Origin of the sequence: Idiomarina sp. OT37-5b, from assembly GCF_002968395.1 — a bacterium.
GTDB lineage: Bacteria > Pseudomonadota > Gammaproteobacteria > Enterobacterales > Alteromonadaceae > Idiomarina > Idiomarina aquatica.
This window is the reverse complement of record NZ_CP027188.1, coordinates 2,468,792-2,495,410: the sequence shown is the minus strand read 5'-3', so window position 1 is coordinate 2,495,410 and position 26,619 is coordinate 2,468,792. Positions and strand designations below refer to the sequence as shown.

21 protein-coding genes are annotated in these 26,619 nt (G+C 51.1%); 7 read left to right on the top strand and 14 right to left on the bottom strand.

What is annotated here, in order from left to right:
- Positions 1-90 precede the first annotated feature (90 nt).
- Positions 91-798: a DNA/RNA nuclease SfsA gene (sfsA, locus tag C5610_RS11730; protein WP_105307315.1), complete on the bottom strand. Its 708-nt coding sequence runs from the start codon at positions 796-798 to the stop codon at positions 91-93.
- Between the two features lie 57 nt (positions 799-855).
- Between sfsA and pepB the strand changes: the two genes are divergently transcribed.
- The 3 genes from pepB to mrcB are packed head-to-tail and all read left to right on the top strand — an operon-like array spanning position 856 to position 6,912.
- Positions 856-2,142: an aminopeptidase PepB gene (gene pepB, locus C5610_RS11725; protein ID WP_105307314.1), complete on the top strand. Its 1,287-nt coding sequence runs from the start codon at positions 856-858 to the stop codon at positions 2,140-2,142.
- 34 nt (positions 2,143-2,176) lie between these two features.
- The gene (gene hrpB, locus C5610_RS11720; protein ID WP_105307313.1) at positions 2,177-4,648 is read left to right on the top strand and encodes an ATP-dependent helicase HrpB; all 2,472 of its coding nucleotides are present in this window, start codon (positions 2,177-2,179) and stop codon (positions 4,646-4,648) included.
- Positions 4,645-6,912 (top strand): penicillin-binding protein 1B, encoded by a 2,268-nt coding sequence (mrcB, locus tag C5610_RS11715; protein WP_105307312.1) that lies wholly within the window; start codon positions 4,645-4,647, stop codon positions 6,910-6,912. The genes hrpB and mrcB overlap by 4 nt, the downstream gene beginning before the upstream one ends.
- Here the strand turns inward: mrcB and hemL are convergent.
- The 4 genes from hemL to C5610_RS11695 all read right to left on the bottom strand — a co-directional run bounded on the left by hemL (position 6,898) and on the right by C5610_RS11695 (position 11,442).
- Positions 6,898-8,187: a glutamate-1-semialdehyde 2,1-aminomutase gene (gene hemL / locus C5610_RS11710; RefSeq protein ID WP_105307311.1), complete on the bottom strand. Its 1,290-nt coding sequence runs from the start codon at positions 8,185-8,187 to the stop codon at positions 6,898-6,900. The two genes, mrcB and hemL, sit on opposite strands and share 15 nt — an antisense overlap.
- Before the next feature lie 25 nt (positions 8,188-8,212).
- Complete coding sequence (locus C5610_RS11705; protein WP_105307816.1) at positions 8,213-9,226, bottom strand: aspartate carbamoyltransferase; 1,014 nt, start codon at positions 9,224-9,226, stop codon at positions 8,213-8,215.
- A 71-nt stretch (positions 9,227-9,297) separates the two neighbouring features.
- Complete coding sequence (gene hemJ, locus C5610_RS11700; protein ID WP_105307310.1) at positions 9,298-9,729, bottom strand: protoporphyrinogen oxidase HemJ; 432 nt, start codon at positions 9,727-9,729, stop codon at positions 9,298-9,300.
- Positions 9,730-9,747: 18 nt separating this feature from the next.
- Positions 9,748-11,442: a chloride channel protein gene (locus tag C5610_RS11695; RefSeq protein WP_105307309.1), complete on the bottom strand. Its 1,695-nt coding sequence runs from the start codon at positions 11,440-11,442 to the stop codon at positions 9,748-9,750.
- 97 nt (positions 11,443-11,539) lie between these two features.
- On the opposite strand from C5610_RS11695, the gene C5610_RS11690 reads away from it, so the two are divergent.
- From C5610_RS11690 to pepQ, 3 genes are all read left to right on the top strand, one after another.
- The gene (locus tag C5610_RS11690; RefSeq protein ID WP_105307308.1) at positions 11,540-12,262 is read left to right on the top strand and encodes a DUF6776 family protein; all 723 of its coding nucleotides are present in this window, start codon (positions 11,540-11,542) and stop codon (positions 12,260-12,262) included.
- A 62-nt stretch (positions 12,263-12,324) separates the two neighbouring features.
- Positions 12,325-12,675, top strand: coding sequence for an iron-sulfur cluster insertion protein ErpA (gene erpA / locus C5610_RS11685; protein WP_105307307.1), 351 nt, complete (start codon positions 12,325-12,327; stop codon positions 12,673-12,675).
- Between the two features lie 73 nt (positions 12,676-12,748).
- Positions 12,749-14,068: a Xaa-Pro dipeptidase gene (pepQ, locus tag C5610_RS11680; RefSeq protein ID WP_105307306.1), complete on the top strand. Its 1,320-nt coding sequence runs from the start codon at positions 12,749-12,751 to the stop codon at positions 14,066-14,068.
- Between the two features lie 4 nt (positions 14,069-14,072).
- Here pepQ and C5610_RS11675 read toward each other — a convergent pair whose 3' ends face one another.
- Positions 14,073-15,194 carry an anhydro-N-acetylmuramic acid kinase gene (locus C5610_RS11675; protein ID WP_105307305.1) on the bottom strand — a complete coding sequence of 374 codons (1,122 nt, stop codon included), beginning with the start codon at positions 15,192-15,194 and terminating at the stop codon, positions 14,073-14,075.
- Positions 15,194-16,510, bottom strand: a complete 1,317-nt coding sequence (locus tag C5610_RS11670; protein WP_105307304.1) for an OapA family protein — start codon at positions 16,508-16,510, stop codon at positions 15,194-15,196. Before C5610_RS11670 ends, C5610_RS11675 begins: the two co-directional genes overlap by 1 nt.
- A gap of 216 nt (positions 16,511-16,726) precedes the next feature.
- On the opposite strand from C5610_RS11670, the gene tyrS reads away from it, so the two are divergent.
- Entirely contained in the window at positions 16,727-17,932 is a 1,206-nt protein-coding gene (gene tyrS, locus C5610_RS11665; protein WP_105307303.1) for a tyrosine--tRNA ligase, read from the top strand.
- Positions 17,933-17,995: 63 nt separating this feature from the next.
- On the opposite strand, the gene C5610_RS11660 is transcribed toward tyrS, so the two are convergent.
- The 7 genes from C5610_RS11660 to C5610_RS11630 are packed head-to-tail and all read right to left on the bottom strand — an operon-like array spanning position 17,996 to position 26,568.
- Positions 17,996-19,996, bottom strand: a complete 2,001-nt coding sequence (locus C5610_RS11660) for a methyl-accepting chemotaxis protein (protein ID WP_105307302.1) — start codon at positions 19,994-19,996, stop codon at positions 17,996-17,998.
- Between the two features lie 29 nt (positions 19,997-20,025).
- Entirely contained in the window at positions 20,026-20,835 is an 810-nt protein-coding gene (locus C5610_RS11655) for a symmetrical bis(5'-nucleosyl)-tetraphosphatase (protein WP_105307301.1), read from the bottom strand.
- Between the two features lie 2 nt (positions 20,836-20,837).
- The gene (gene apaG, locus C5610_RS11650) at positions 20,838-21,212 is read right to left on the bottom strand and encodes a Co2+/Mg2+ efflux protein ApaG (protein ID WP_105307300.1); all 375 of its coding nucleotides are present in this window, start codon (positions 21,210-21,212) and stop codon (positions 20,838-20,840) included.
- The gene (gene rsmA / locus C5610_RS11645) at positions 21,205-22,020 is read right to left on the bottom strand and encodes a 16S rRNA (adenine(1518)-N(6)/adenine(1519)-N(6))-dimethyltransferase RsmA (RefSeq protein ID WP_105307299.1); all 816 of its coding nucleotides are present in this window, start codon (positions 22,018-22,020) and stop codon (positions 21,205-21,207) included. The genes apaG and rsmA overlap by 8 nt, the downstream gene beginning before the upstream one ends.
- On the bottom strand, positions 22,013-23,002 hold the full coding sequence (gene pdxA, locus C5610_RS11640; protein ID WP_105307298.1) for a 4-hydroxythreonine-4-phosphate dehydrogenase PdxA: 990 nt from the start codon (positions 23,000-23,002) through the stop codon (positions 22,013-22,015). The genes rsmA and pdxA overlap by 8 nt, the downstream gene beginning before the upstream one ends.
- Positions 23,003-23,014: 12 nt before the next feature.
- Entirely contained in the window at positions 23,015-24,313 is a 1,299-nt protein-coding gene (gene surA, locus C5610_RS11635; RefSeq protein WP_105307297.1) for a peptidylprolyl isomerase SurA, read from the bottom strand.
- An 11-nt stretch (positions 24,314-24,324) separates the two neighbouring features.
- A complete protein-coding gene (locus C5610_RS11630) occupies positions 24,325-26,568 on the bottom strand; it encodes an LPS-assembly protein LptD (RefSeq protein ID WP_105307296.1) in 2,244 nt (747 codons plus the stop codon).
- Positions 26,569-26,619 lie beyond the last annotated feature (51 nt).

The following is a 26,619-nucleotide window of genomic DNA, read 5'->3' as shown; positions in this document are numbered from 1 at the left end:
CTGCGCGATTGAGTCGCTCCTGAGCCACCACGACATGGTCAGTTTAGCGTCAGTTCAAAAAAGGACGGTACATATAGCAGAAACGATCTATTACCGCAACTGAAAATGTATTTGTCGGTCCAGTTTTATCGCCGCGTCACTGATGTGGGTTTTGACCGCGTAAAATTCAACCCCCGCGTCAGCAGCTTCAATACAGAGCTGTGCGTATTTCGGATCAATGTGCTGCGCCGGAGCAACGTCATTAATACCGCTGTGCATGACCATAAACAGCAACACCGCACGGTGGCCTTGCTGACGCATCTGCATCAGTTCTTGAACGTGTTTGTGAGCACGGACACTGACCGCATCCGGAAAGAAGCCATGGCCGCCCTCGTTTAGGGTGACACTTTTCACCTCGACGAAGCACAACGGGCTATCGTCGCTTTTGCCCAGCCAGTCTATACGGCTGTTCTGTTCGCCGTATTTTTGTTCCGCCACCCATTCACGGATGTTCTTAAGTGGCTCAATGAAACCGTTACGCAGAGCTTCACCAGCCAAGGCATTGGCGCGTTGGGTATTCACCACAATCCAGTCTTTGTCCTGGGTTAAACTCAACTCCCAAGTGTAACGGTATTTCCGTTTTGGATTTTCTGAGTCACTGCAGTACACCTCATAACCCGGTTCAGCACATCCGGTCATTGCGCCGGTATTGGGACAATGAACTGTGGTAATATGTCCATCACCAAAATCGATGTCTGCCAGAAAGCGTTTGTAACGTTTGCGTAAAACCCCATGTTTGAGGGGCTTGTTAAATTGCATTCGCAACCTCATAAACCTAAAGTATTGGCAGCAACAAACTATAAGGAGAGACGTGCTATGTCCAGCGCATTATCGGTTTACCTGACGGATAAAATGCCGGTTAACTACCTTGCTGAAAAAGCGTTATTAGCCTTTAAGGATGATGCCGCGCATATTGTGATTGGCGATAATGAGGAAGAAAACTTACGCCGTATACAAAAAGCAGGGCGACAGTTGGATACGCAGGGTATCACGTCATTGAGTGTACAGGGGCCAGGCTGGGATAAAGAGCGGCAATGGGCGTTATCATTAGGCTACACGTCGACATTGTCGACCAACTCGGTGCAATGGAGTGCCGAGGTGGCTGATGAACTCCAGCAAGTCAATGATGTATTCCGCTTTACCCGTGAACTGGTTAACCTGTCGGCGGAAGAAATCTACCCAGTGAGCTTGGCTGAGCGGGTGGCGAAACATCTGAGTGAACTGGCACCCGACCATGTCTCTTACGAGCTGATCAAAGGTGAAGCACTGAAAGCTGCCGGCTGGATGGGCATTTACACGGTCGGCCGTGCAAGTCAGCACGAGCCGGCCATGCTGGTACTGGATTATAACCCCACCGGTGATGCTGATGCGCCGGTAGAGTCAGCGCTCATTGGTAAAGGCATTACCTACGACTCGGGTGGTTACAGTATTAAACCCAGCGAAGGTATGCTGTCGATGAAATGTGACATGGGCGGTGCTGCAACGGTCAGCGGCGCGTTATCACTGGCGATTCGTCAGGGCTTAAATAAGCGCGTCAAGCTGTTCCTCTGTTGTGCGGAGAATATGATTGACGGCCGCGCCTATAAGTTGGGTGATATTATTACCTATAAGAACGGCCTCAAGGTCGAAGTTGTTAATACCGATGCGGAAGGCCGCCTGGTGCTCGCGGATGGCCTTCAGGCTGCTGGCGAGGCCGGTGCCAAGCAGGTGATTGATGCAGCTACGCTCACGGGCGCCGCTCAAATGGCGGTTGGTAATGAATATAACGCATTATTCAGTGTTGATGATGAAGCTGCGGAAAAAGCCCTGCGCTTTGCCCGCCAGGAAAACGAACTATTATGGCGATTGCCGTTAAATCGTTGGCACGCTGAAAATTGTCCTTCAGCCTTTGCGGACACGGCAAATAGCCGACCGCAAAAAGGTGGTGGTGCCGGTGGTGCCAGTAATGCTGCGGGCTTTCTGCTGCGCTTTGCGCCAAACGACGGTAAAGGCTGGTTGCACTTCGATTTAGCCGGTGCTTATCAGAAATCCGCAACCGCAATGTGGCCGGCCGGTGCGACCGCTTTGGGTGTACGCACCATTGCAGCAACGTTACGTGGTTAATTGAGCCGTTATCGGTGAGAGGTAATGTGGTTGTATGACTCTGCCGATAGCACAAGTCATTGATGAAATACTCGAGCAGTTTCCTGCTGCTCGAGTGGTTATCCAAGCTCCTCCTGGTGCCGGTAAGTCAACCTGGTTACCGCTGCAGTTACTCCATTCGAAACATACTGGAACCATGGTGATGCTGCAGCCGCGGCGTTTAGCTGCGGTGAATGTCGCCAATTATTTAGCCGAACAACTCGGAGAGTCGGTGGGCGACACCGTCGGCTACAGTATTCGCGGTGAACAAAAGCGGAGTGCGTCGACACGGCTGATGGTGATTACCGAAGGGGTACTGGTACGCTGGTTGCAAAATGATCCTGAACTCAATGGCATCGATACCGTCCTATTTGACGAATTTCATGAGCGTAATCTGGCCAGCGATCTGAGCTTGGCCTTATTGCTGGACAGTTTAACGCTGCGCCCGGAGTTGTCGCTCATGATTATGTCGGCGACCTTACCGGCTGAGCCTATTCAGGCCTGGCTACAACAGGCCCTGGCAGAGCCGGTAAAGGTGGTGAAGAGCGAGGGCAGACAATACCCGTTAACCATTCACTATCGACCACCGGGCCGGGATGACTGGCTAGAGCGGCTGGTTGCGGTAACACTCGAGGCGCTGGCGCATGCTGAGAAAGGCGTGTTGGTGTTTGTCCCGGGAGTGCGGGAGATTCAGCGCATCATTCAGGAACTGAGTGCGCGAACTCAGGTTCCGTGTTTACCCTTGCATGGGCAGTTGTCACTGGCTGAGCAGCGGCGAGCGTTGTGTGCCGACCCCGTGCAGCGGATTATCGTGGCCACCAATGTGGCGGAAACATCGTTGACCATTGATGGTATCGACACCGTCATCGACAGTGGCCGGGAACGCGTCAGTCGGTATCGACCACACTATGCGACTGCACAATTATTGACCCGCTATTTGTCCAAGGCGTCTGCAACTCAGCGTGCCGGTCGCGCCGGGCGGCAAAATCCGGGCAGCGTATACCGGCTCTGGAGTCAAAGCGATGAGCACGGGTTTAGTGATTACGCAGAGCCTGATGTGGCAACTCAGGATCTTACGCAGTTGGTTGCAGAAGTGTCGCTGTGGGGCAGTTCCGTCGATGAACTTTGCTGGTTGTCCGAGCCATCGCAAGCGCATGCAGGACACGCCATTGAGGTACTGGAACAACTGGGACTGTGTACCCAGCAGGGCGGACTGACCGAAGTTGGCCGACAGGCTGTGACTATGGGGGCTGATATTCGCCTGGCACGGGTCGCATTGGCGGCTGTGGCAGCTCCCTCGGCAACCCGGTTTGCGCTGGCTTGTACGCTGGCCACTTTAGAGGAACCGGCAAAACCCTATCGCGCTCAGGCGTTGATAGAAACCGTGGAACGGCATTTAGCACAAGCAAAGCAGCTTAAACGGTGGCGCCAGCGACAGCAGTTTTGGTGCAAGCAACTGGCCGTGGAGGTAACATCCATGGCCGACTGGGGCGCAATAACCGAGTATCTTTTGTACGGTTTTCCTGAACGAGTGGCGAAACGCGTTACGCCGGATAGTGTGCAGTTGGTCTCTGGGGTGCGGTTGCAGGTGGTGGACGAGAAGCCGGTGAGTGAGTGGTCACTGGTGCTAACCATCAGGCTTGCTGAAGACGTGCGCTTTCACAAGGCAGCCTTGTTGGCGCCGTTACAAAAAGCTGAACTTATTCAGCATCCTGCGGTAGCGATTACGGAACACGCGTTTGTTGATGTTGCCGCGGGGCGTCATGCGGCACTGATCCAGGAGCAGCGGCTCGGACAACTGCTCTTGGAACGGCAGCGGTTGGACCGTGCGCCGGCGCAACAGGACATTCATATGGGGTTGATACAGTGGCTGCGACGCGAGGGCATTGAGGCATTGAATTGGACGGATGCAGCAACGCGACTCTGGCATCGCAGTTTTTATCTTTATCAGCATGTCGAAGAGGCTCGCAGTGCCTTTCAGGTGACGTTGCCGACGCCGGAGTCATTATTGGACAACCTGGAAGACTGGGCGCTGCCGTTTTGGTCGGCGCTGCGATCACTGAATGATTTACAACGTTGGGACCCCCATGACGCCGTTCGCCACTGGCTTGACTATTCCCAACAGCAGTTACTTGAGCGGCTTTGCCCGTCAACCTGGCGCGCACCCAGTGGTCGTCAGGTACTCATTCAATATCCTAATTTAACGGAAGCACGACAGGGGATAAAACCACGTGCTGAAGTGAAGTTACAAGAAGCGTTCGGCGAGCCGGTATCGCCCACCTTGCTCGACGGCCGCCAGCCGTTGACGCTGGATTTGTTGTCGCCAGCCGGACGTTTACTGCAACGGACCGAGAATCTGGCGAGTTTTTGGCAAAATGGTTACCCGGAAGTGAAAAAAGAAATGCGCGGGCGTTACCCGAAGCATCCCTGGCCGGATGATCCGTTAAGCGCCGAAGCAACCCTGAAAACGAAAAGACAGTTACGATGATAAAACGACCCTGGCTTCGCTACATAATGATTACCTCGTTAAAACTGGGACTGGCGCTGGCATTTGTCATCGTTGGCTACCTCATCTACCTTGATGCCAGTTTGTCGCGGGTATTTGCGTCTGAGCGTTATCAGGCTCCGGCGCTGGTGTACGCTTCAGAAACCCGCCTGTTTCCGGGGAAGCACATCAGTAAGCAACAACTGATAGAGCAACTCGAACGATTGAGTTATCAGCGCAGCAGCAGTACGGAAGAAACCGGTTATTACTCACACGCTAACAATCTGGTCATGGTGCACCGGCGGCCGTTTGAGTTTGCCGACGGCGCACAAATGTCAAAGCGTGTTGAGGTGCGTTTTGACGGCGCTCAAATTCAATCCATTCGGGAATGGCCCAGCGGTGTCGCATTGCGTGAACTGCGTCTGGAACCGCAACTGATCGGTCGCATTAACCCTCTGGACAACGAAGATCGTTTGCTGGTCGGCTTGGAAGTTGTTCCCAACTTGCTCATCGAAACGTTATTGCTGGTCGAGGACCGTAACTTTTATCATCATTCTGGCGTTTCGCCGTGGTCGGTGATGCGTGCGCTGGTCGCGAACATCAAAGCCGGGCGAACGGTGCAGGGTGGTTCTACCCTGACCCAGCAGTTGGTTAAAAATCTGTATTTAACGCGTGAACAAACGTTATGGCGTAAGTTTCATGAAGCGATGATGGCGCTGGTCATCGACTACCGTTTCGATAAAAACACGATTTTGGAAACCTACCTAAACGAAGTGTATTTTGGTCAGGATGGTCGTCATGCAATACATGGTGTGGGGCTTGCCAGCCAATATTATTTTGGTCGTCAGATACAGGAATTAACACCGGCTCAAACGGCCTTAATGGTGGCGATGATAAAAGGCCCTTCCTACTACGACCCACGACGTTATACGGAGCGTACCAAGCAACGGCGTGACACCATTTTGCGGATGATGTACGAAAATGATCTAGTGGCAAAAGACAGCTACATTGCTGCCGTGGAGGCGCCAATTGAAGTGCGTGAAAGCCGCCGATTGGTTGAAGAGAGCTACCCTCACTACCTGGATCTGATACGGCGCGAACTGGGAGAAATTGTGCTCCCTCCTGAGTGGCATGAGGTGGGTCTAAAAATCTATACGGCGATGGATGTCGACCTACAGTCAACGGCTCAGAAGGTGTTGCGTAACGGCATTCCGGGACGGGCTATCGATGGTCTGCAGGGCGCCGTGGTGATCAGCGATTATCGCAGCGGCCATATCCGCGCAATGGTTGGCTCGACAAACAACGACGGACAAGGTTACAACCGTGCGTTGATGGCGTTGCGGCCGATTGGTTCGCTGATGAAGCCGGTGATTTATGCGTCGGCCATGTCAGTCGCAGATGGTATGCATTTGGGCAGCCGCGTGGTTGATGAAGCGGTGATATTGGAAGATGAAAATGGCAAACGCTGGCAGCCTGAAAACTACGACAAAACCTATCTGGGCGATATGTTGATGTACCAAGCGCTGGTGAAATCCCGAAATATACCGGCGGTTCGTATTGGTTTAGAAGTCGGCACGCGGACACTCGCCAACTACTTAAAGGCAATGGGAGTTACTACGCCCATAAACGATTATCCGTCGTTAACGCTCGGCGCCGTGGAACTATCCCCGCTGGCTGTTAACCGTATCTATTCGACCATCGCTAACGACGGCCGTTATCAGCCGCTGAAAGCCATCACCAGTATTACCACCCACGATGGACTCAGTGTGTATGAATCTCATGTCGCTGAGCCAGAAGCGGTGTATACGCCGGCAGTCAGCTATATGATTCGCTACGGTATGGCGGGTGTGGTGTCGTTGGGAACCGCGACGGCATTACAGGAGACCTTGGGTGGTGCAACCGTGGCCGGTAAAACCGGCACCACCAATGACTATAAAGACAGCTGGTTTGTCAGCATCGATGGTGAGCACGTTATAACAACCTGGCTTGGTCGCGATGATAATAGTCCGACAGGGCTTACCGGCAGCAGCGGGGCGCTGATGATCAACCGTGAGATTTACCGTCAAGCACCGCCACAACCGATGTCATTAAGGCCTCAAGGTGATGTGCGCCTGCAGAGCTTCCATGCAACGAAGGGCGTGCGGATTCCGTCTCAGTGTCCGCAGGCAGTGACGGTGCCGGCGCCGCCAATCCCACTCAACGACGACATCAATTGCGATGCCGACGTTGATGAGAAAAGCTGGTTGGAGCGTCTATTCGGCGGCTAATGCAGCAAACGCTTTTGCTGCAGCGGCCAGGGTGTCATTGATGTCCTGCTCGGAGTGAGCTGCCGACATAAAGCCGCCTTCAAATGCCGATGGCGCCAAGTACACGCCTTGCTCTAACATCAGATGATAGAAGCGGCGGAAATGCTCCATATTGCATTGAGTTGCCTGTTGGTAAGTGGTTACTTGCTTGTCTGTGGTAAAGAAGAAACCAAACATCGAACCGGCGCGGTTGGTAGTGAATGGAATGCCAGCCTCATCGGCAAGTGCCTGCATACCATCCAGTAATTGATCAACACGAGCATACAACTGATCGTATAGGCCTGGTTTGTTCAACTGAGACAACGCCGCTAAACCAGCGGACATGGCGACCGGGTTACCGGATAGTGTACCTGCTTGATAAACAGGTCCGGTCGGCGCGATATAGTCCATGACCTCTTTCTTGCCCCCAAAAGCGCCAACCGGCATACCGCCACCGATCACCTTGCCCAGGGTAGTGAGATCCGGGGTCACACCGTAACGTTCCTGAGCGCCGCCAGGCGCCGCACGAAAGCCGCTCATCACTTCATCAAAAATAAGTATCGAACCGTACTGGTCACAAATCTCGCGCAGTCCCTCAAGGAAACCCGGAACCGGAGGGATACAGTTCATATTGCCCGCTACCGGCTCGACAATGATGCAGGCGATTTGATCGCCCACTTCTTCAAAAATCGCTTTCACAGAATCGATGTTATTGTAATCAACGGTCAGCGTATGTTTGGCGAAATCTTCTGGGATACCCGGTGAGTTTGGTACGCCTAATGTCAGGGCGCCCGAGCCGGCTTTGACTAACAACGCATCAGCATGACCGTGATAGTTACCTTCAAACTTCAAAATTTTATCGCGCTTCGTATAACCGCGAGCCAAACGAATGGCCGTCATAGTGGCTTCGGTGCCAGAGTTAACCATGCGTACTTTCTCGATAGAAGGTACGATATCTTTAATTTTTTCGGCCATGGTAATTTCGACTTCGGTGGGCGTACCAAAGCTTAGGCCGCGCTGGGCTGCAGCAATCGTTGCATCAAGTACCGCCGGGTTGTTGTGGCCTAAAATCATAGGTCCCCAGGAGCCGACATAGTCGATGTAGCGTTTACCGTCCGCGTCAAACATGTACGCGCCTTCGGCACGTTCAATAAAAATTGGGCTGCCGCCAACGCCGTTGAACGCACGAACAGGGGAGTTAACTCCGCCAGGGATACTCAGTTGGGCTTTTTGAAAGAGTTCTTCAGAACGACTCATAGTTAATCTTTCCTTACCGATGGATTTAAAGCTGGCTCTTTTCGCTGTACCAGTTCACGTCGCGCTCATATTTTTCCACTTGATCAACGACGCCTAAAGTTAGTGCAAACAGAGCCATTCGGATCAATACGCCATTATCTGCCTGACGAAAGATGGCGAGATTTGGGTTTTGGTTCAAATCGTTGTCTAATTCATTTGCTTCAGACCGCGAGTCGCGTGGCAGTGGGTGCATAATCACGGTGTTGGGTTTGTAGTGTTTGGTGTAAATGGCCTGATTTAAACGGAATTTACCGCGATACTGATCAGCGTCTTCCGGCGATGCAAACCGCTCCTGCTGGATGCGGGTCTGATAGACGATATCAGCATCGACCAGACCATCAACTTTTTCTGTGACGGTATAGCGGTGGCCGGCATTGTCCAGGGTATCAAGGACGCCGTCCGGCATAGCCAGTTCGCGCGGTGAAATCAGCGTGAAGCGGACATTGTTATACATCGACAGCAATTTAGACAGCGAGTGAACGGTACGACCATACTTCAGGTCACCAATCATACAAATATGCATGCCGTCGATCCCCTGGCCGTGGTAGGCAAGCTCTTTATCGATGGTATAAAGATCCAGTAACGCCTGAGTGGGGTGTTCGTTGGCGCCGTCACCACCGTTAATGACAGGCACACGGCTACCCTCGGAAAACTCGCTGACAGAACCGGCTTTGGGGTGGCGCATGGCAATCACATCGCTGTAACTGCTGAGCACTCGGGCGGTATCGTAAAGTGATTCGCCTTTGGCGATAGCCGAGCTTTCCATGCCGGTGGTTTCACGAACTTCACCACCGAGTAGATTAAAGGCGGTGCCAAAACTTACCCGTGTCCGGGTTGATGGTTCAAAAAACAGATTACCCAGAATGGCGCCTTCCAGCACTTTTGTGCGTTTTTTACGCCTTGCGTAGGGCTGCATTTTGTCTGCGACAGAAAAGATATAGTCGATGCTGTCGCGATCAAATTGATTAACGGAAAGAATGTTAGAGCCGGTGAAATTCATCATGGTGTGCGCCCTTTGTGGCCGAAAGTCACTGGGCGCACACTATAGCAAATAACGCGCTTAAAAAGAATCTAATAGGGCTTAACCACGGCCAAAATAACCACGGCGAACAAGATCAGCACCGGCACTTCATTGAACACACGGTAAAAGCGATGACTGCGGCGATTACGGTTGTGTTTAAAGTCGGCCAGTAACTTAAAGCAATAGCCGTGATAGGCATACAACAGAGTGACCAACAGCAGTTTGGTGTGCATCCAGCCACTGGCAGCAAACCAGGCGCTGCCATAAGCGTAAATCAGTAGCAAACCAAATATCAGGGTTAACAGCGCGAATGGGGTAACAAAATAAAGCAGCTTGCGCTCCATCACCTTAAACTGCTCATCAACGGCCGTGTGATTGTTCATGGCGTGATAAACAAACAGTCTGGGCAAGTAGAAAATGCCTGCAAACCAGGCCACCATAAACGCAATATGCAGGGCTTTAACCCATAAAATCCAGCTCATTCATCGACTCCTGAAGGTTTAGGATAATTCCCGTTGCAGTGCTTTACGAACGATTTCCCAGGTAACAATACCACAGGGTTCGCCTTGTTCTTGATCATAAACATAGACGGCGCCACGGCGGGCACCACTGAGCTCATCCCAGACTTCAGCCAGCGTCGAAGTCACTTTTAAACCGTTAATCGGCATGTAGTTCAGTGAAGGGCTGTCGCCGGCGCCGATATCATAAGTGACTAAGCGATAAACCGGTTGGTTGTCTTCATCAACGTTCATAACCACAACGGTTTGGTTTGAGGCATTTTCGAGTACGTCCAGTAACTCATTTTGGGTTGGCTCCAGCAGCAACTTAAAGTCCGTTTCCATGACGTGTTCAACACCAGTTTTTTGCAGGGCAACGGCAACCGGCGGGATTTGATAAGGCAGTTCCTGAGCGTCAAGCTGAGCAATAAAAATCGATTTTGAGTTAAACAGCTGAGACGAGATGAGGTATGCAGGTACAATCACCAGCATTGCAGGAATAATGATTTCGACGCTACGGGAAAGCTCAACGATTGCCAGTAACGCAGCCATTGGCGCATGAATACAGGCTGCCAGAATGCCGGCCATACCCAGCAAAATAAAGGTATCGTATTGCAATAATTGTTGCAGTTCGAACTGGTTAACCAACCCAGTGAACAGCGCCGCGACCACAGCCCCAATCCCGAATACCGCACCAATCAAGCCGCCGGGAATACCCATACCGAGAGCGATGGCACTGGCAACCAGTTTGGCCAATAGCAAGGTGAACAACAGTGACAGCTCCTGTTGATGTTGCACCACCTGTTGGATTGCCGTCAGTCCGGGCCCTAAGCTTGATGGAATAATGAGCGCTAACAGTGAGGTGATAAACGCAGCAAACAGCAGGCGCGTCAGCAATGACATATCCTTCACCGTGTTCATGACATCGAGCATGAGCTTTTTAAAGATGACGCCGCTGATGCCCAAAATCACACCTAGGATTACCACCCAGGGGAGCTGAATGTTAGGCAGATCAGTGCCGCTCAGCATCGCCAGTTCGGCAGCCGGACCGAAAATTTGCTCGGTAATCAGTGAGCCGGCGACCGCTGCTAACATGACCGGGATAAAAATATGTACTTTGTATTCACGCAGCACCACTTCCATCACCAGTACCATCGCGGCAATCGGTGTATTAAAGGACGCCGCGATAGCAGCAGCAATGCCACAGGCGGCCAGCGTGCGGATGGCATTTTTGGGGGTGTCGACGTGATAACCAACCCAGGTACTGGCGGCCGCGCCCAGATGCACGGCGGGTCCCTCGCGACCGACACTAAAGCCTGCAACCAGTGCAATAATACCGCCAAAAAATTGGTTTACCGTACTCTGCCACGGTAACATGCCATAATGTTGCTTCATGCGGTGAATGACGTAAGGAATACCCATTCGAACGCGGCGAGAGCGAGACAGGCTGAACAGCAGAAAAATCAGTAATGCGGCACCGATAGGTAAGGCAAAACGGGTAAAATTGGATAAAGGCTGTTGCCAATGGCTGACATTACCGACAACATAGGCGCCTTGCTCAATGGCAAAGCGAAAAACAACAATGACCAGGGCGGCGGCAATACCGCCAAGTAACCCCAATAAGCAGATCGCAATGGTGGTTGTGGGGGCGGCAAGTTGTTTACGCAAACTTTTTTTAAGTGCTTGTACCCGGGTCATCCAAAGGTTTCCTGAACGGAGCGCTGTAATAGGTCAGTAAGGTGTTAATTAGCTTAACATATTCGTTTCATAAGGCATTGAGAACAGACGGGTTTTAATGAAAAAATTTCTAAACATAACTTACCTGCAGCAGCGTTTCGGGCGATTGCCGGTGGCTTTGGCGGTGATTGCCTTGTTGTGTTTGCTGAGCATTAGCGCTTATCAGGTCGGGGTCTGGCATGCTCATCACCTCAAGCAACAGGTCGCAGAGCAGCAGCAACAGTTGCAGCGCCTCTATCAACAGTTGGATCGGTTTGAATATCAACGGAACGTTTTGGAAGTCGAGCTTGATATTGAAAAGTCATCCAATCAGGGTCTGCAAAGTCAGCTCAGTGAGTTACAGGAAGAAAACTATAATTTGCGCGAAAATGTCGCTTTTTATCAAAAGATTATGGCGCCGGAATTGCAGCAAAGCGGGGTGGTCATCGAGTCGCTGGCGCTGGATAAAAATCCGGCGGAACGACATTACCACTTTTCTCTGGCGTTATTGCAGGTGGAACAACGGCGGCAGTTTGTGGAAGGTGAAATTGCGATACAGCTGATCGGGCGCGTTGACGGCAAAGAGAAACGTTATGACCTGTTAAAGCTGGCCAATATCGCGACCAGTGAGCACAATTTTGTGATGCGTTACTTTAGTCTCTATGAGGGCGACTTCTTTTTGCCGAAAGGTTTGGTGCCTGAACGCATTGAAGTCACAGCAACACTGACCAAAGGCGGCGACGGCCGTCTGCAACGCACTTTTTTTTGGCGTGAGAGCCTTCGCAGCGAGAGCAATACTTGACCAAAATACTCAACTACGAGAAAATTGCATTCGTTATCGCACATTAACCAAAGGTAGGTTTCATGTCGGCTTCAGTTGAACAAGCGATGCCCATCGAGTTTACGGAACAAGCAGCTAATCAAGTAAAAAAACTGATCGCTGAGGAAGAAAATCCAGCGCTGAAGTTGCGCGTGTTCGTGACCGGCGGTGGCTGTTCCGGCTTTCAGTATGGCTTCACCTTTGACGAAAAAGTGAACCCCGGAGATATGCAAATCGATAAAGAAGGGGTCACCCTGGTGGTTGACCCGATGAGTTTGCAGTATCTGGTAGGCGGAGTCGTCAATTATGAAGAAGGTTTGCAGGGCTCACGCTTTTTCGTTGAAAACCCCAACGCTACAACAACCTGTGGTTGCGGCTCCAGCTTTTCCATCTAACCAGTAGCGGTACTGATTTCTCACTTCGGATCGTATAGAATGCTCTCACATTTTTTAAGCTTGAGGGTGTTCTATGAGCTTATACGCTAAGCATTTAAAAACCGTTACCGAGCGTTTTGACCAAGCGCTTGCGGATACTGGCTACGAATCTGCATTGATTTATGCCGGCCAGCCGCGGGTTGCTTTTTTGGACGATAATCCCGCTCCATACAAGGTAAACCCATTGTTTAAGTATTGGGTGCCGGTACTGGAAAGTCCAAAAAGCGCAATTTTCTACCGCAAAGGCTCGGGTAAACCGACGGTTTACCTGTTTCAGGCACGTGATTTTTGGCACTCTCAAGCAAAAATTCCCGCTGAAGACTGGCAACAGCATGTTGAACTCAAAATCATCGATGATCTGAGCAAGTTAACAGACGATTTGGGTGATGAGCTGGCGGCCAGCGCCTTTATCGGAGAAGATTTTGCCCAGCCGGTCAGCGACTGGAATGTCAAAGCGCGCAATCCACAGGATTTGATTGACCACCTGCACTTTACCCGCGCGATCAAAACCGAATGGGAAATCCAAAACCTGCGCGAAGCCAATCATTTGGCGGCCAAAGCGCACATTGCGGCAAAAGAGGCGTTCTTTGCCGGCAAAAGTGAACTGGCGATATACAGTGACTATCTGGCGGCCATTGATGCGCGCGAAACCCAAATGCCGTACAACAGTATTGTCGCACTGAATGACCATTCGGCGATCTTACATTACGATGTTTATGACGTTGTACCACCGCGAGAAAGCTTATCGTTTCTAATCGATGCCGGGGCATTATATAAAGGTTACTGTGCCGACATTACCCGCAGCTACGCACGTGAGCCTGGCTTTTATGCCGACTTGGTGGCGGCAATGGATGCTGCACAACAGGAGTTGCTGGACGAGATCAAACCGGGTGTGAACTACTACGATTTGCACGTATCGATGCATCTGAAAATTGCCCGCATTTTAGAGCAGTTTGAATTTATCACGATTGATGCTCAGAGCGCCTATGATAAAGGAATTACGTCAGCGTTCATGCCTCACGGGTTGGGTCACTTTATCGGTCTGCAAGTCCATGATGTCGGCGGCTTCTTGAAGTCTGCAGAAGGTGACAGTTACGAACGCAGTCAACGCCACCCGTTCCTGCGTCTGCTAAGGGACATCGAAGTGGGTCAGGTGTTTACCATTGAACCGGGCTTATATGTTGTCGACCAGTTGTTGGAAGATTTCGCCGGAAGTGCTGACATTAACTGGAAAAAAGTGGATGAACTGCGTCCATACGGTGGTGTACGCATTGAAGACAGTATTGTTGTTGGCGAACAAGGCAACAATGAAAACCTGACACGGGACGCGTTCAAAGCGTTAGGCGCCGAGTAATCACTTAACTCGCGTAGGTTTTCGTACCCAAAATAACCGGGCGCTGTGCTCCTGTTACGGCAGGCAGATTGCCCGGTTTTTTGTGCTCATAACACCAGGCCAACCATGCAAAAGCCATCCCTTCTATCGCTTGTGGGTCGAGCTGAAAGTCGGCAATGCTTTGCAATTTAACCGCCCCCAGTTGTTGCTGCAGAGCCTGCATGAGAGTCGGGTTGTAGACCCCACCGCCACAGGCGATAAGCCGTTCGGGGGGCTGTGGCAAGAAACGCAATGCCGCCATCACTGAATACGCGCTTAACTCAACCAGCGTGCGCAGCACATCGGCAACGCTCTCGTCGCCTTGTAAGTAGCGGTTCAGCCATTTCAGGTTAAAGATTTCGCGGCCAGTGCTTTTGGGGGGTGTTCGTGAAAAGTACGGATCGGCCAGCAGTTTTGACAACAAAGGTGTTATACATCGACCGGACGCGGCTAATTTACCGTCAACATCAAAACCGCTGTCGTTAACGCGGTGACGGTAAAAGGCGTCTAACAGGGTATTGGCAGGACCGGTATCAAAACCGATGACGTCCGCTTCGGATTCGCCCAGCCAGGTAATATTAGCAATGCCGCCGAGGTTAAGTACCGCGCAATTCGAGCCGGTGTGCGGTGTCAGCGCAGCAAAGTGGAAAGCCGGAACCAATGGCGCTCCTTCCCCACCGGCAATGATATCGTTCTGCCGAAAGTCGCTGATGACATCGATACCGCAGTGAAAGGCAATGTAGGGCGCATTAATCAATTGCAACGAAAAGGGTGCCGGGTGCTCATGGCTGGGCGGTTGATGCCATAATGTTTGGCCATGACAGCCTACCGCCGCGATATCACCAGGGCTTAACTGGCGTTGTTGCAGTAACGCATTTATTGTCTCGACGACGGCTTTGGAGTAGTCGTATTCCAGTTGCTTGTAATCCGGCAACGAATGCCGTTCCGGCGTCATTGCAGCATGCAGGCGTTTTGCCAAGGGTGGAGCGATGGGCAGGCTGAAGGCATCTTCGAAGCTGACGTCACCGCGTTCATTAATGTGGCAGAGAACCGCGTCGATGGCATCGACGCTGGTCCCTGACATAACACCGATATAGCGCTCTTTCATTAGCGCATGGCGAGGAAAACTCGCTTGTTATCTTCCAGCACTGCGACCAGTTGATCCGCGTGCTGACGGAACGACGGCAGTTCGGCTTCAGACAGCGATTGCGCTTTCGGCAGCTCGACCGTACGCGGGTTGCGGTGGACACCGTTATAAAGGAACTCATAATGCAAGTGAGCTCCGGTTACCCGTCCGGTTGCACCGACGCGGCCGATAATCTGTCCCTGTTTGACGCGGTCACCGGTACGTACGTGTTTGCGGCTTAAATGCAAATACTTGGTGACGTAGCTTTCACCGTGCTGAATAAATACATAGTTACCGTTTAACGAGTTATAACTGGCTTTGATGACTTTACCGTCGCCGGCTGACATTACCGGTGTACCGACCGCTGCCACGTAATCGGTCCCATTGTGCGGACGAACCCGACCGGTGACCGGGTGTAAACGCTTAGGGTTAAAGTTAGAGCTCACATAAGTGAACTTCACCGGTGAGCGCAGGAAGGTCTTGCGCATGGCACGCCCGTTAGGGGTGTAATAATTGCCGTTATCGTGCAGGATCGCCTGGAATTTATCGCCGCGATTAACGAACTCTGCAGCAAGGATGCGGCCGTAGCCGACAAACTCACCGTCAACGTATTGGGTTTCGTATAAAACACTGAACTCGTCGCCCTGGCGTAGGTCTAGGGCAAAGTCGATGTCCCAGCCGAAAATATCGGCCACACGCATAATCTGATTATCGGTCATACCCGCGTTAATGCCGGCGTTCCAGAAGCTGGAGTCAATAACCGCATGAGTAAACTCGGTGCGCGTCTCAATTTCACGCTTTTCGACTTCGGCCACAAAGCGATCACTTTGACGAGTAATGATCAGCGTGTCGATGTCATTGACTTCAAACACCAACTGCACCAACTCACCGGCGTCGTCCGTGGCTAACCGCAAAATATCGCCCGGATGTACCTTCTTTAATAATTCAGCGTCATCACCGGACTGTGTTACCCGATAGAGTTGTTGTGCGGTAAAACCCAGCTTGTCAAAAATCTTAGCGAGGTTATCACCACGCTTAATTTCGTAGCTTTGCCAACTGAGTTGATTGGTACTGGCCTCGCCCTCAGCTTGTGTACTCTCGAAGGCTAAATCCAGTTGGTAGCGTTTACCGGGCATCAATTGCTCGGGAGACTTCGAGTTTTTTGATGCGGTTGCGGGCTCGGAAGGAATCACCAACAATAAAAAGAGTGTCGCGCTGATCGCACTGATCAGGACACGATGAGAATGTGGCAATTCATTGAGCAATTGCCTAATTCGGGAAACTACTTTTGACGTCATAATTTAGCGCACTTCTACTCTTTTGTTTTGGATGAAATACCGAATGCGGTAACCACTCACCTTGTTGTATTATTTTTGAGCATCTCCATGCATGAATTGAGGATAATACGAAAAAAATGAGAATACCAGTTTTAGGGTGCTTAAAACCAGCGGTTTTATGGCGTAAACTATGACTTTTACACTTTATTTGGCCCAACCGCGCAGGAGAATCACTGAATGGCAGCTCAGGTAAAAGAAGCGATCGCGGAAATTACTCGCGGCGTTGAGGAAGTACTGATCGAGAGTGAGTTAGCGGAGAAACTCGCGCAGAATAAGCCGCTTGTGATTAAAGCAGGCTTTGACCCAACCGCTCCCGATCTTCATCTGGGACATACGGTACTGATTAATAAACTGCGGATCTTTCAGGATTATGGCCATAAAGTGGTGTTTCTGATTGGCGACTTCACCGGCATGATTGGCGATCCAACGGGCAAAAACGTTACCCGTAAGCCGCTCACTCAGGAAGAGGTGCTAGCCAATGCCGAAACCTATAAAGAGCAGGTCTTCAAAATCCTTGATCCGGAAAAGACAGAAGTGCGCTTCAACTCAGAGTGGATGAGTAAGATGGGCGCGGACGATATGATCAAGCTGGCTGCCCGTCAGACCGTCGCGCGGATGCTTGAACGAGACGACTTCAAGAAGCGCTACAAGGCAAATCAGTCGATTGCGATACATGAATTTTTGTACCCATTGGTGCAAGGCTGGGATTCGGTTGAGTTAAAAGCCGACGTCGAACTTGGCGGCACCGATCAACGCTTTAACTTGTTGATGGGTCGAGAGTTGCAGAAAGAAGAAGGTCAGCGGCCGCAAACCGTCATTATGGTGCCATTGCTCGAAGGTCTCGACGGTGTGCAAAAGATGTCGAAGTCGCTGAATAACTATATTGGCATTACCGAGCCGGCCAATGACATGTTTGGTAAGATCATGTCGATATCAGATGAACTGATGTGGCGCTATTTTGAGTTGTTGAGTTTCCGCCCATTGGCCGAGATCGAGCAGTTTAAACAGGATGTTGAAGCCGGTAAAAATCCGCGTGATATCAAGGTCCTGCTGGCTAAAGAAATTATTGCACGGTTCCACTCCGAAGCGGCCGCCGAAGACGCTGAGCAAGATTTCGTACAACGCTTTCAAAAGAATGCGATCCCTGACGATATTCCCGAAGTTGAAGTAAAAATAGAGGCTGACGGAATGCCGATCGCCAATGCATTAAAAGCGGCCGATTTGGTTAAGTCGACGTCAGATGCCCTGCGTATGATCAAACAGTCTGCGGTAAAACGTGACGGCGAAAAAATCACTGACACCAAGATGGTGTGTGGAGAAGGCGATTCCGGCGTTTACCAGGTCGGTAAGCGACGTTTCGCTAAGATTATTTTTACCGCCTAGTATTTTGTCCATTGACTACGAAAAAAAAAGAGCGCCAAACGGCGCTCTTTTTTTTGTGTAACGTCAGACTTTAAAGCTCTTAATGGAGTCTTGTAATTCATCGGCCAGTTTGGCCACTTCGTTGGACGCCTGTGCCGTTTGTTTCGAGCCGGATGCCGTTTGTTCCGCAATCGACACAATGGCTTCGAGGCGCTCACTGATGTCCTGAGCGGTGCGGCTTTGCTCTTGCGCTGCGGTAGCAATATGATTACTGCTGTCCGCAGCCTGGTGTACGGAGTCGGTAATTGATTGCAGCGCGGCGGCGGCTTCGTCGGTTTGCTTGACGCTCAGCTCGGCCTGCTCGCGACCGCGGTTCATGACTTCAACCGCACGGGTAGAGTCGGTTTGCAAACTTTCAATCATTTGTTGAATTTCTTCGGTAGACTCCTGGGTACGGCTTGCCAGCGTACGTACTTCGTCGGCAACAACCGCAAAACCTCGTCCTTGCTCGCCTGCCCGTGCCGCTTCAATGGCTGCGTTTAAGGCCAACAGGTTGGTCTGGTCGGCAATGCCACGAATAACATCCAGAATACCGCCAATGTTCTTACTGTTCTCTGACAGCTGATTGATGACTTCTGATGCTCCCTGGATTTCACGTGCCAGACTGTCGATGGTGCTACGGTTCTGCTCAGATATTTTGCGGACGCGTTTAGCTTCATCATCAGAATGCTGGATCTCACCCAAGGCTTTGTCGGCTCCGTCAGCCATTTCGCTGGCGGTACTGTTCATTTCCTGGGTCGCGGTGGCGACTTGCTCAATTTGACGTCGTTGCTCTTCGATAGCGCCGGTGGTTTCGTCAGAAACGCTCGAGCTCTCTTCAGCGGCGGTGGCTAATTGCGTCGCGCGGTTAGCGATGCCTTCAATCAGCGTTCTTAAGTTCTCGGTCAGCTTGTTGGTGTTAACCGCCAGCGTGCCGAACTCATCATCGGACTGGTAGTTGACCCGTTCGGTCAGGTTACCGTCGGCCATAATATTCAGCATATGGTTTACTTTGCCTAACGGCACGCTAATGCTACGCACGGTAAACCAGGAAATCAGTACCGCCAAAGCGATTGAAACCAGCGTAATAATGCCATTAATCCAGCTTGATGTACTGATTGAGGACGCCACCGAAGTTTGTGAGTCATCGGCAATTTTTCGTACCGCTTGACGGAGTTCCGTCGCTAAATTAAGTAAGGCATTAAGCTCTTGCTCGGAGTCGGCAAGCGTTTGTGCCTCATCAATGCGCGTTTGTTTTTGGCTGACGATGTTGTCTGGGTAGGAGCCGGCGCCCTGCAGTTGTGAAATGGCATCCTTGGTTACACTGATGGCATCATCAACGATTTGTTCTGAGCTGCCATTTGCAATCGCGTCTAGGTCGTCGAGGCGTGGTTTCAAGGCATCGATATTGATGTCAATTTCGCTACGGATGACGCGCGCGGTATCGATATCATCAGCGTTACCCAGGTCATACATCAGGGTGATGAGCGACGCCAGTGATTTTTCGATGGTGCTGGCGACTTCGGCAACCTGTGCGTTTTGAGTCATATCCGAGGCGTCGAGCAACATGATGGACGCGTCGTCAATTGCGAAAGCCAACTCATCAAGTTGCGCCCGGGCCGTGTCACCAAGCTCCAGATAGCGACGTTGTTGTTCAAATAGGCGTTCGACCAGCGCAACGTATTGCTGTGCGTCGTCTTCCATTCGCGCAATAAGATCGCCATACCCTTCGCCACGGATAAGGTCGCGTAATCGGGTTAACGATTGCTGAAATTGGTCGCGGGTCTGTTCAAGATCCTGGGTATGTGTATCAACCAGTTCCAGGGTTTCGTCATAAAAGGTCTCGGTTTGCAGCGCGCCCAGTCTCAGTACATCCACCTGAACACTTGCCACACTCTCAAGGGCTGGCACAGCTTTATCATTTAGGCGGTCGACCGATGAGCCGATGCTATTAATATTAAACAGCGAACTCAAACTGATGATGAGTAAAAGCAAGGTTATGATGGCGAATCCGCCAATCACTCGCGTGGCGACTGTTAATTTCATGAAAAACCCCTCAATACAGCGTAAGCTCGTTATGAAACGGCAGACTGTTGATAAAATACGTTATTGTCGACGTCCCACAAGGTCATATGGTTACCCCAGACACAGCCTGTGTCCAGGCCGATGACGTTGTCATCGTTGGTGTCGCCCATCAGGGCGGCCCAGTGTCCGAACGCGATACGATAGGGCTGCGAATAGTAGTGAAACCAAGGTTGCAGCTTTTCATCCGTGATGTCACTCGGATGTGATTTTTCCGAGAAATTTAATACGCCTTCTTCCGTGCAGTAACGCATTCTGGTTAACGCATTGACTATAAAACGGTATCGGTCAAAACCCGCAAGACTTGAGTCCCATTTGTCGGGTTGGTTACCAAACATAGATTTTATAAATATACCAAAATCGTTATTCTTAAGTACCCGCTCTACGTCAAAAGCGCCTTTTTTTGCGTCATCTAACGTCCACCAGGGATAAAATCCGGCGTGACTGATAACCAGGTTGTGTTCGCTATTGTGGTGCAGTAACGGAAGCTGTCGCAGCCAATCGATGTAATCCAGACGCTGGCGGGACGATAGAATCGCGTCTAACTGATCGTTAGGATTGGCCTGGCGTTGGCCCAACAAAATGCCGATCAAATTCAAATCGTGGTTGCCAAGCACACTGTTTATCACGCCGTCAGGGGCATTCATGAAAAAGTGCAAAGCAGACTGGGAATCAGGACCACGAGCAACGATATCACCGACACACCAAAGTGTGTCGGTTTGATAACTGAAGCCTACCTGCTCCAGTAACTGCATCAGTTCGCGATAACAGCCCTGTATATCACCTACAACGTATAAACTCATGACTAATGCAGTATATTCGGAATCGCTAACCTAAACGAAGGAATCTCAACCTTAAAATGCTGACCGTTCGCATCAACCATCAGGTAATGACCTTGCATCGTACCGATGGGGGTCGCTAATACGGTGCCACTGGTGTAACTGAACGAGTCAGCGGCGGCGATCAACGGTTTTTGGCCAATAACGCCTTCACCGGCGACCCGTGTTACCTTGTTGTTGGCGTCAACAATATGCCATTCGCGGCTGAGTAACTGAACCTGAATGGGTGAGTTGTTCACTATTGTGATGGTGTACGAAAAGACGTATTGACCATTGTCCGGCACGGATTGTGCCGGCAGGTATTGCGTCTTAACTTTGATGTCGATGTTGGTTTTAGTCATTGCGGACGTTGCTCTGCTCAGAGAGATAATTAGCCATAGCACAATAATCTGCCACACTCAGTGTTTCAGGTCGAGCACCAGGATCGATATCGAGCTCAGTCAGTTGTGCCTCGGACAGCAACCCTTTTAGATTATTGCGGATGGTCTTGCGTCGCTGATTAAAGGCTTGCAGGCAAAGTGCATGCAGTTGTTCGCGATCGGTGACCGGGTAAGGACTTTGCGCGTATGGCTCGAGTCTGACCACCGCCGATTCGACTTTTGGAGGTGGGTTAAACGCGCCCGCAGGGACGTTTACTACCGGTGTTACCCGACACGCTTGTTGCACCGCAACACTGATGCGGCCATAGGTCTTGGAGCCCGGTTCTGCCGCGAGGCGGTCAACGACTTCTTTTTGCAGCATAAAGTGCATATCGCTGATGCTGGCGGTGTACTTAAGTAAGTGAAAAATCAGTGGCGTAGAGATGTTGTATGGTAAGTTACCGAACACGCGCAAGGGTTTTTCGCTGTTGGTGAACTGGTTAAAGTCGATTTTCATTGCATCGCCACGAGTCACGTTAAGCTTAGGCGCTAAGAATGGATGGGACTCCAGTCGGTCGGCCAGGTCACGGTCGATCTCGATGACGTTCAGGTGACCACTGCGGTCAGCCACTGGCTCGGTTAATGCGGCCAGACCCGGGCCGATTTCAACCAGGTTCTCACCCGGCTGAGGATTAATTACGTCAACAATCTGCTCTATGATGTTCTGATCATGCAGGAAGTTTTGGCCAAAGCGTTTGCGCGCGCGGTGGCCGAGATGTGTTTTACTCATTGTGTGATGCTCTTACCATGTCGATTGCGGTGTTAATCGCCAGCAGGCAACTGCCTGGGTTAGCCTGTCCGGTTGCAGCCATATCCAAAGCGGTACCATGATCGACGGATGTTCTGATAAAGGGTAGGCCAAGGGTGATGTTAACCGCGTTGCCAAAGCCTTTGTATTTTAGCACGGGCAAGCCTTGGTCATGATACATGGCAACCACAGCCGCTGCACCCTCAAGATACTTCGGTTGAAACACTGTATCGGCAGGTAAAGGACCTTGTAAGTCCATGCCCTCGTTGCGCAGCTGTTCCAAAACCGGTTGGATGACGTCGATTTCTTCACGACCCAAGTGGCCGTTCTCACCGGCATGAGGGTTAAGACCGCAAACTAATATTCTCGGGTTGTTCTCGCCGAATTTATGACACAAATCATGGTGTAAAATACGCAAGATCTGCGTGAGTCTTTCGGGAGTAATTGCCTTATTAACATAGGCTAGCGGTATGTGAGTGGTTACTAATGCAACTCGTAGTCCTTCCGTTGCCAGCATCATAACGACATCGTTCTTGTTGGCAAGGTTGGCAAAAAACTCAGTGTGGCCGGAAAAGGCTATCCCAGCATCATTAATGATACCTTTATGTACCGGGCCGGTCACAATGGCATCAAATTCGCCGTTCAAATTGCCTTTTGACGCGCGTGCCAGAGTATCCACCACGTAGTGCCCGTTAGCGACATTCAACTGCCCGGCAGTGACAGGTTCAGCCACGGGTAAATGCTCAACCAGTAAGGTTCCGGCGGGACTTGGCTGTTGTGGTCGGGTACCATCGTAATACTCAATGGCAAGATCGACATTGAGTTCTCGTGCGCGTTGCTGGAGTAAATGGGCATCGGCACAAACGACAATCGCAGCGGGCCATTGCCGCTGCGCTATCATTACCGCGAGATCAGGACCAATCCCGGCGGGTTCGCCGGGAGTAAAGACCAAAACCGGAAGCATTGGCGCTGTCCTCTAGTTGACGACTTTGCGAACGTAAGCCCGATCGCGGATCTCTTGCTGCCAGTTGTCCAGCTCTTCACGGTATTTACGTGCGAACAGCATCTGATAGGCCCGATCTTGCTTACTTTCCTGAGTAGCATCCAAGGTGCGGCGATCAGTAACCTCGACAATGTGCCAGCCGAATTGGGTACGGAACGGTTCACTGATGACACCCTGCTCGATGGTTTCAACGGTTTGTTTGAACTCAGGGGCATAACGGTCTGGGCGTGACCAGCCTAAATCACCGCCGCGAGAGGCTGAACCAGGGTCGGCCGAATGTTCGCGAGCAAGTTCGTCGAAGGTCTTCTCACCGCTTTCAACCTGTTGGCGGAACTCGTTAAGCATTTCCTGCGCACGTTTGTCCGAAAGAATGACCGACGGCTTGATCAAGATGTGGCGGGCTTTCACTTCCTGTACTTCGACTTTCTGCTCACCGCGTTTATCGGCGACCTTAAGAATATGGAAACCAACACCACTGCGTAACGGACCAACAATGGCACCAACGTCTTTGCCTTTGACCACGTCGGCGAACAACGTTGGCATGGTGTTCTCCGTCATCCAGCCTAAGTCACCACCGTCCAGTGCATTACTGCCGGATGATGAGCGAATGGCGAGATCAGAAAAGTCTTCGCCTTCGTTCAGTAGTTTCATTACCGCGTCAGCGCGACGTTTCGCCGTTGCTTGTTCTTCTTGTGACGCGTCCGATGGGCTGGCGATAAGAATCTGGCTCAAACGATATTCTGTTTGTGTTTGGCTATTATTTTCTATTAATTCAACCAGGTTGCCGACTTCTTGTGGAGTAATGCTGACACGACGTTGTACGGCTGCTCGCTCAACCTGAGAAATGATCAGTTCATTACGAATCTGCTCACGGAAAGTCGGCCAGCTGATGCCTGAAGCAGTGACTTCGGCACGTAACTCTTCGACGCTTTTATCACGTTCTTTAGCGATACCATCGATAGCTTGCTCTAACTGCGATTCGCCAATTTCTACCCCCATACGCTCAGCCATTTGCAACTGCAATTCTTGCAAAATAAGGCGTTCGGTAACCTGCGTTTCCAATACCTGATCGCTGGGCGCATTGTCGGCGTCAAAGTTTCCGCCGCTTTTAACCTGCTGCATCATTTGTTCAATTTGGCTTTGCAGGATGACGCCCTCATCGACGATAACGGCGACGCGATCGAGCGTTTCCTGCGCCTTGGCCGGTGTCGCGATAAAGCCGCTAACGGCTATGCTTGAGACCGCCAAAAAGAGAGTCAACAAATATTTCATTATACCTACCACTAGTTACTAAGATAAAAAGGCCGACGATAGCCATAAATGCTTTTTTCAAGCATGTCGATTAAGCTACTGCTGTCTGACGAAAGACCGCTGATGATAAACTGTAAACTAACACCGTTGTCAAACTCAGCAGGGTTACCGCTGATATTCATCATACCGGCAGCGGCATTGCCAGGCTCTAAGTCGCGGTTGATGCGACGATACGCTGATAACCGTAACGCCCAACAACAACTACTGTACTGAACGCCCACAATAGCATCATTTACTCGGTCATTACTCAAGTCATAATACACATTTGCCGCAACTTGCCACTGTTTACTGATTTCCCATACGGCTTGTGTGCCCATCTGTTCAATATCGTTATTCAGAATATTGGTTGCTTTGCGATGGTTTATTTGCACCAGGTTCTTGTCGTCAATGCGGTACTCTAACGCGGTCTGACTCTTGCGCGTCCGGTTTAGTTCCGTGTCGTATTGAATTGCACTTCGGAAGCTCCACTGCGAATCCAATGCCCAGTTTACATCTGCAACCCACTCAGAGTTACTAGAGGTTACCTGTGATTGGGAATCAAGCAACTGGGTACGGCTGTTATCAAAGTAGTAAATCTGACCAAGACTGACGCGCAATACTTCGCGCTCGTTCGCGTTAAATAAGCTGCTGCTCGCCCCATAGGTAACCTGATTCGCTTCAGCGATACGATCCAGCCCGGAAAAGCGCTGTGCCCGAAACAGACCGTTATAATCGTCCTGCATCAGGGTGGTGTCGTAAATGCCGATATTTTGCTGGTTCTCGTACGGAACGTAGAGGTATTGCAACTGCGGCTCTAACGTTTGTCGGAACTCTCCGCCGCCTTTGCTGAAATAACGCTCGAGATGCATGCGGCCACGCAAGCGAGCTCGAGGCAGAGCTCTGGTCACCTGTTCATCCAACATTGGGTTGGTGCTTTGCTGACGGTAATGAGTGACCAGATAGGTGAGTTCGGCCTCGCCATCAAACGCTGGCGCTTCCAGCCAGTAGCCAAGGGTCGGTGCACTGTGCGCACGGGTTGCGTAGTTAGCGGTTTGCTCTTGATTCTGAAAATACGTCAGTTCGTTGTACCAGTCGAAACGCAGACCTTCTAACTGACTGCTCTGATAGTTAAGACTGACTTGTGGTAACGTCCGGTATGGGCTGCGGTACTGACCCAGTAATTCGTAGTCTTCGCTACGCAAGCGTAAATGCCAGTTGGGTACCCGGTAATCGACCTGGGCAACTCGGTACAGGTGCGTATCGGCGCGTCCGGCAAAGTCGCTGCCAAAATCATTTAAATAGTTGTCATCACTGATTTGTGTGGCGTCGACATAACCCGTCCAGTTGTCAGAAAAACGGGCACTGTGATTAACGTGCCACAGGTAGCGATCGGCATTATCGGGGCGCGCCCGATCGTTGCCCAGATATTCCAAATTCAGTTGTCCGGCATGCTCATTAAATAAGTAGCGGTATTCGGTTTTCAGCATCACCCCGCGTTCACTCATGTACACCGGCGCGAGGGTGGCGTCCATATTCGGTGCCAGATTGAAGTAGTATGGGGCTTCAACCTCAAGACCATTGAGCGATGACGAGTCTATGGTCGGATAAAGGAAACCGGATTTGCGATTATCATTAACCGGGAACGTGAAATACGGCAGATAAAAAACCGGAATATCGAACAGCTCAAGCTTGGCGCCCCAAGCTTTACCAAAATCACTTTGCTCGTCGATTTCTATGCGCTTAGCGGTCAACTGCCAGGCAGGATCGTCCGTCGGACAGGTGGTAAAACTGGAGCCGAACAAACTGACATGAGTGGGCGAGATTTCGAGCCGTTGTGCCTTACCACGCGCATTGGTGGAGGCCATCTGATATTGAGTCTGGTTAAGTTTGGCCAGCTCGTTGTCGCCGTCAAAATTAAAGGACGCACCAGTGACATTAATATAGCCATCGGTAAACTGAACACCACCCTCGGCGTCAATGGTGTTGTCCCGCTGGCTGATTTGAGCGCTTTGCGTCTTTAACCATTGATTATTGCGCTGAATGATCACATCGCCACTAAAATAGGCGCTTTCGTCGCTGTATATTTTCGCCGTGTTAGAAGACACTCTGATCGTACTGGGTGTGAACGACTGTTCCTCGTCGGTCAGGCCAAAATCAAACGCTTGCGGTGCAGGCGGACACAGTCCCGTAGCACGGGGGGGCGTGTCCTGAGCCGCCACACTGATGGGGGTGGCCATGAGAGCCACTGAACACAGGCGGAAAAAAGAGGAAAACGTGAATGTATCGCT

What these genes read in the sequence shown, in the direction of transcription:
- pepQ (WP_105307306.1), top strand. Translation starts at nt 12,749, where the DNA reads ATGAGCTTATACGCTAAGCATTTAAAAACCGTTACCGAGCGTTTTGAC.
- C5610_RS11675 (WP_105307305.1), bottom strand. Translation starts at nt 15,194, where the DNA reads ATGAAAGAGCGCTATATCGGTGTTATGTCAGGGACCAGCGTCGATGCC.
- C5610_RS11670 (WP_105307304.1), bottom strand. Translation starts at nt 16,510, where the DNA reads ATGACGTCAAAAGTAGTTTCCCGAATTAGGCAATTGCTCAATGAATTG.
- pepB (WP_105307314.1), top strand. Translation starts at nt 856, where the DNA reads ATGTCCAGCGCATTATCGGTTTACCTGACGGATAAAATGCCGGTTAAC.
- pdxA (WP_105307298.1), bottom strand. Translation starts at nt 23,002, where the DNA reads ATGCTTCCGGTTTTGGTCTTTACTCCCGGCGAACCCGCCGGGATTGGT.
- rsmA (WP_105307299.1), bottom strand. Translation starts at nt 22,020, where the DNA reads ATGAGTAAAACACATCTCGGCCACCGCGCGCGCAAACGCTTTGGCCAA.
- erpA (WP_105307307.1), top strand. Translation starts at nt 12,325, where the DNA reads ATGTCGGCTTCAGTTGAACAAGCGATGCCCATCGAGTTTACGGAACAA.
- surA (WP_105307297.1), bottom strand. Translation starts at nt 24,313, where the DNA reads ATGAAATATTTGTTGACTCTCTTTTTGGCGGTCTCAAGCATAGCCGTT.
- tyrS (WP_105307303.1), top strand. Translation starts at nt 16,727, where the DNA reads ATGGCAGCTCAGGTAAAAGAAGCGATCGCGGAAATTACTCGCGGCGTT.
- C5610_RS11695 (WP_105307309.1), bottom strand. Translation starts at nt 11,442, where the DNA reads ATGACCCGGGTACAAGCACTTAAAAAAAGTTTGCGTAAACAACTTGCC.
- C5610_RS11655 (WP_105307301.1), bottom strand. Translation starts at nt 20,835, where the DNA reads ATGAGTTTATACGTTGTAGGTGATATACAGGGCTGTTATCGCGAACTG.
- C5610_RS11660 (WP_105307302.1), bottom strand. Translation starts at nt 19,996, where the DNA reads ATGAAATTAACAGTCGCCACGCGAGTGATTGGCGGATTCGCCATCATA.
- C5610_RS11630 (WP_105307296.1), bottom strand. Translation starts at nt 26,568, where the DNA reads ATGGCCACCCCCATCAGTGTGGCGGCTCAGGACACGCCCCCCCGTGCT.
- C5610_RS11690 (WP_105307308.1), top strand. Translation starts at nt 11,540, where the DNA reads ATGAAAAAATTTCTAAACATAACTTACCTGCAGCAGCGTTTCGGGCGA.
- hemJ (WP_105307310.1), bottom strand. Translation starts at nt 9,729, where the DNA reads ATGAGCTGGATTTTATGGGTTAAAGCCCTGCATATTGCGTTTATGGTG.
- sfsA (WP_105307315.1), bottom strand. Translation starts at nt 798, where the DNA reads ATGCAATTTAACAAGCCCCTCAAACATGGGGTTTTACGCAAACGTTAC.
- mrcB (WP_105307312.1), top strand. Translation starts at nt 4,645, where the DNA reads ATGATAAAACGACCCTGGCTTCGCTACATAATGATTACCTCGTTAAAA.
- apaG (WP_105307300.1), bottom strand. Translation starts at nt 21,212, where the DNA reads ATGACTAAAACCAACATCGACATCAAAGTTAAGACGCAATACCTGCCG.
- hrpB (WP_105307313.1), top strand. Translation starts at nt 2,177, where the DNA reads ATGACTCTGCCGATAGCACAAGTCATTGATGAAATACTCGAGCAGTTT.
- C5610_RS11705 (WP_105307816.1), bottom strand. Translation starts at nt 9,226, where the DNA reads ATGAATTTCACCGGCTCTAACATTCTTTCCGTTAATCAATTTGATCGC.
- hemL (WP_105307311.1), bottom strand. Translation starts at nt 8,187, where the DNA reads ATGAGTCGTTCTGAAGAACTCTTTCAAAAAGCCCAACTGAGTATCCCT.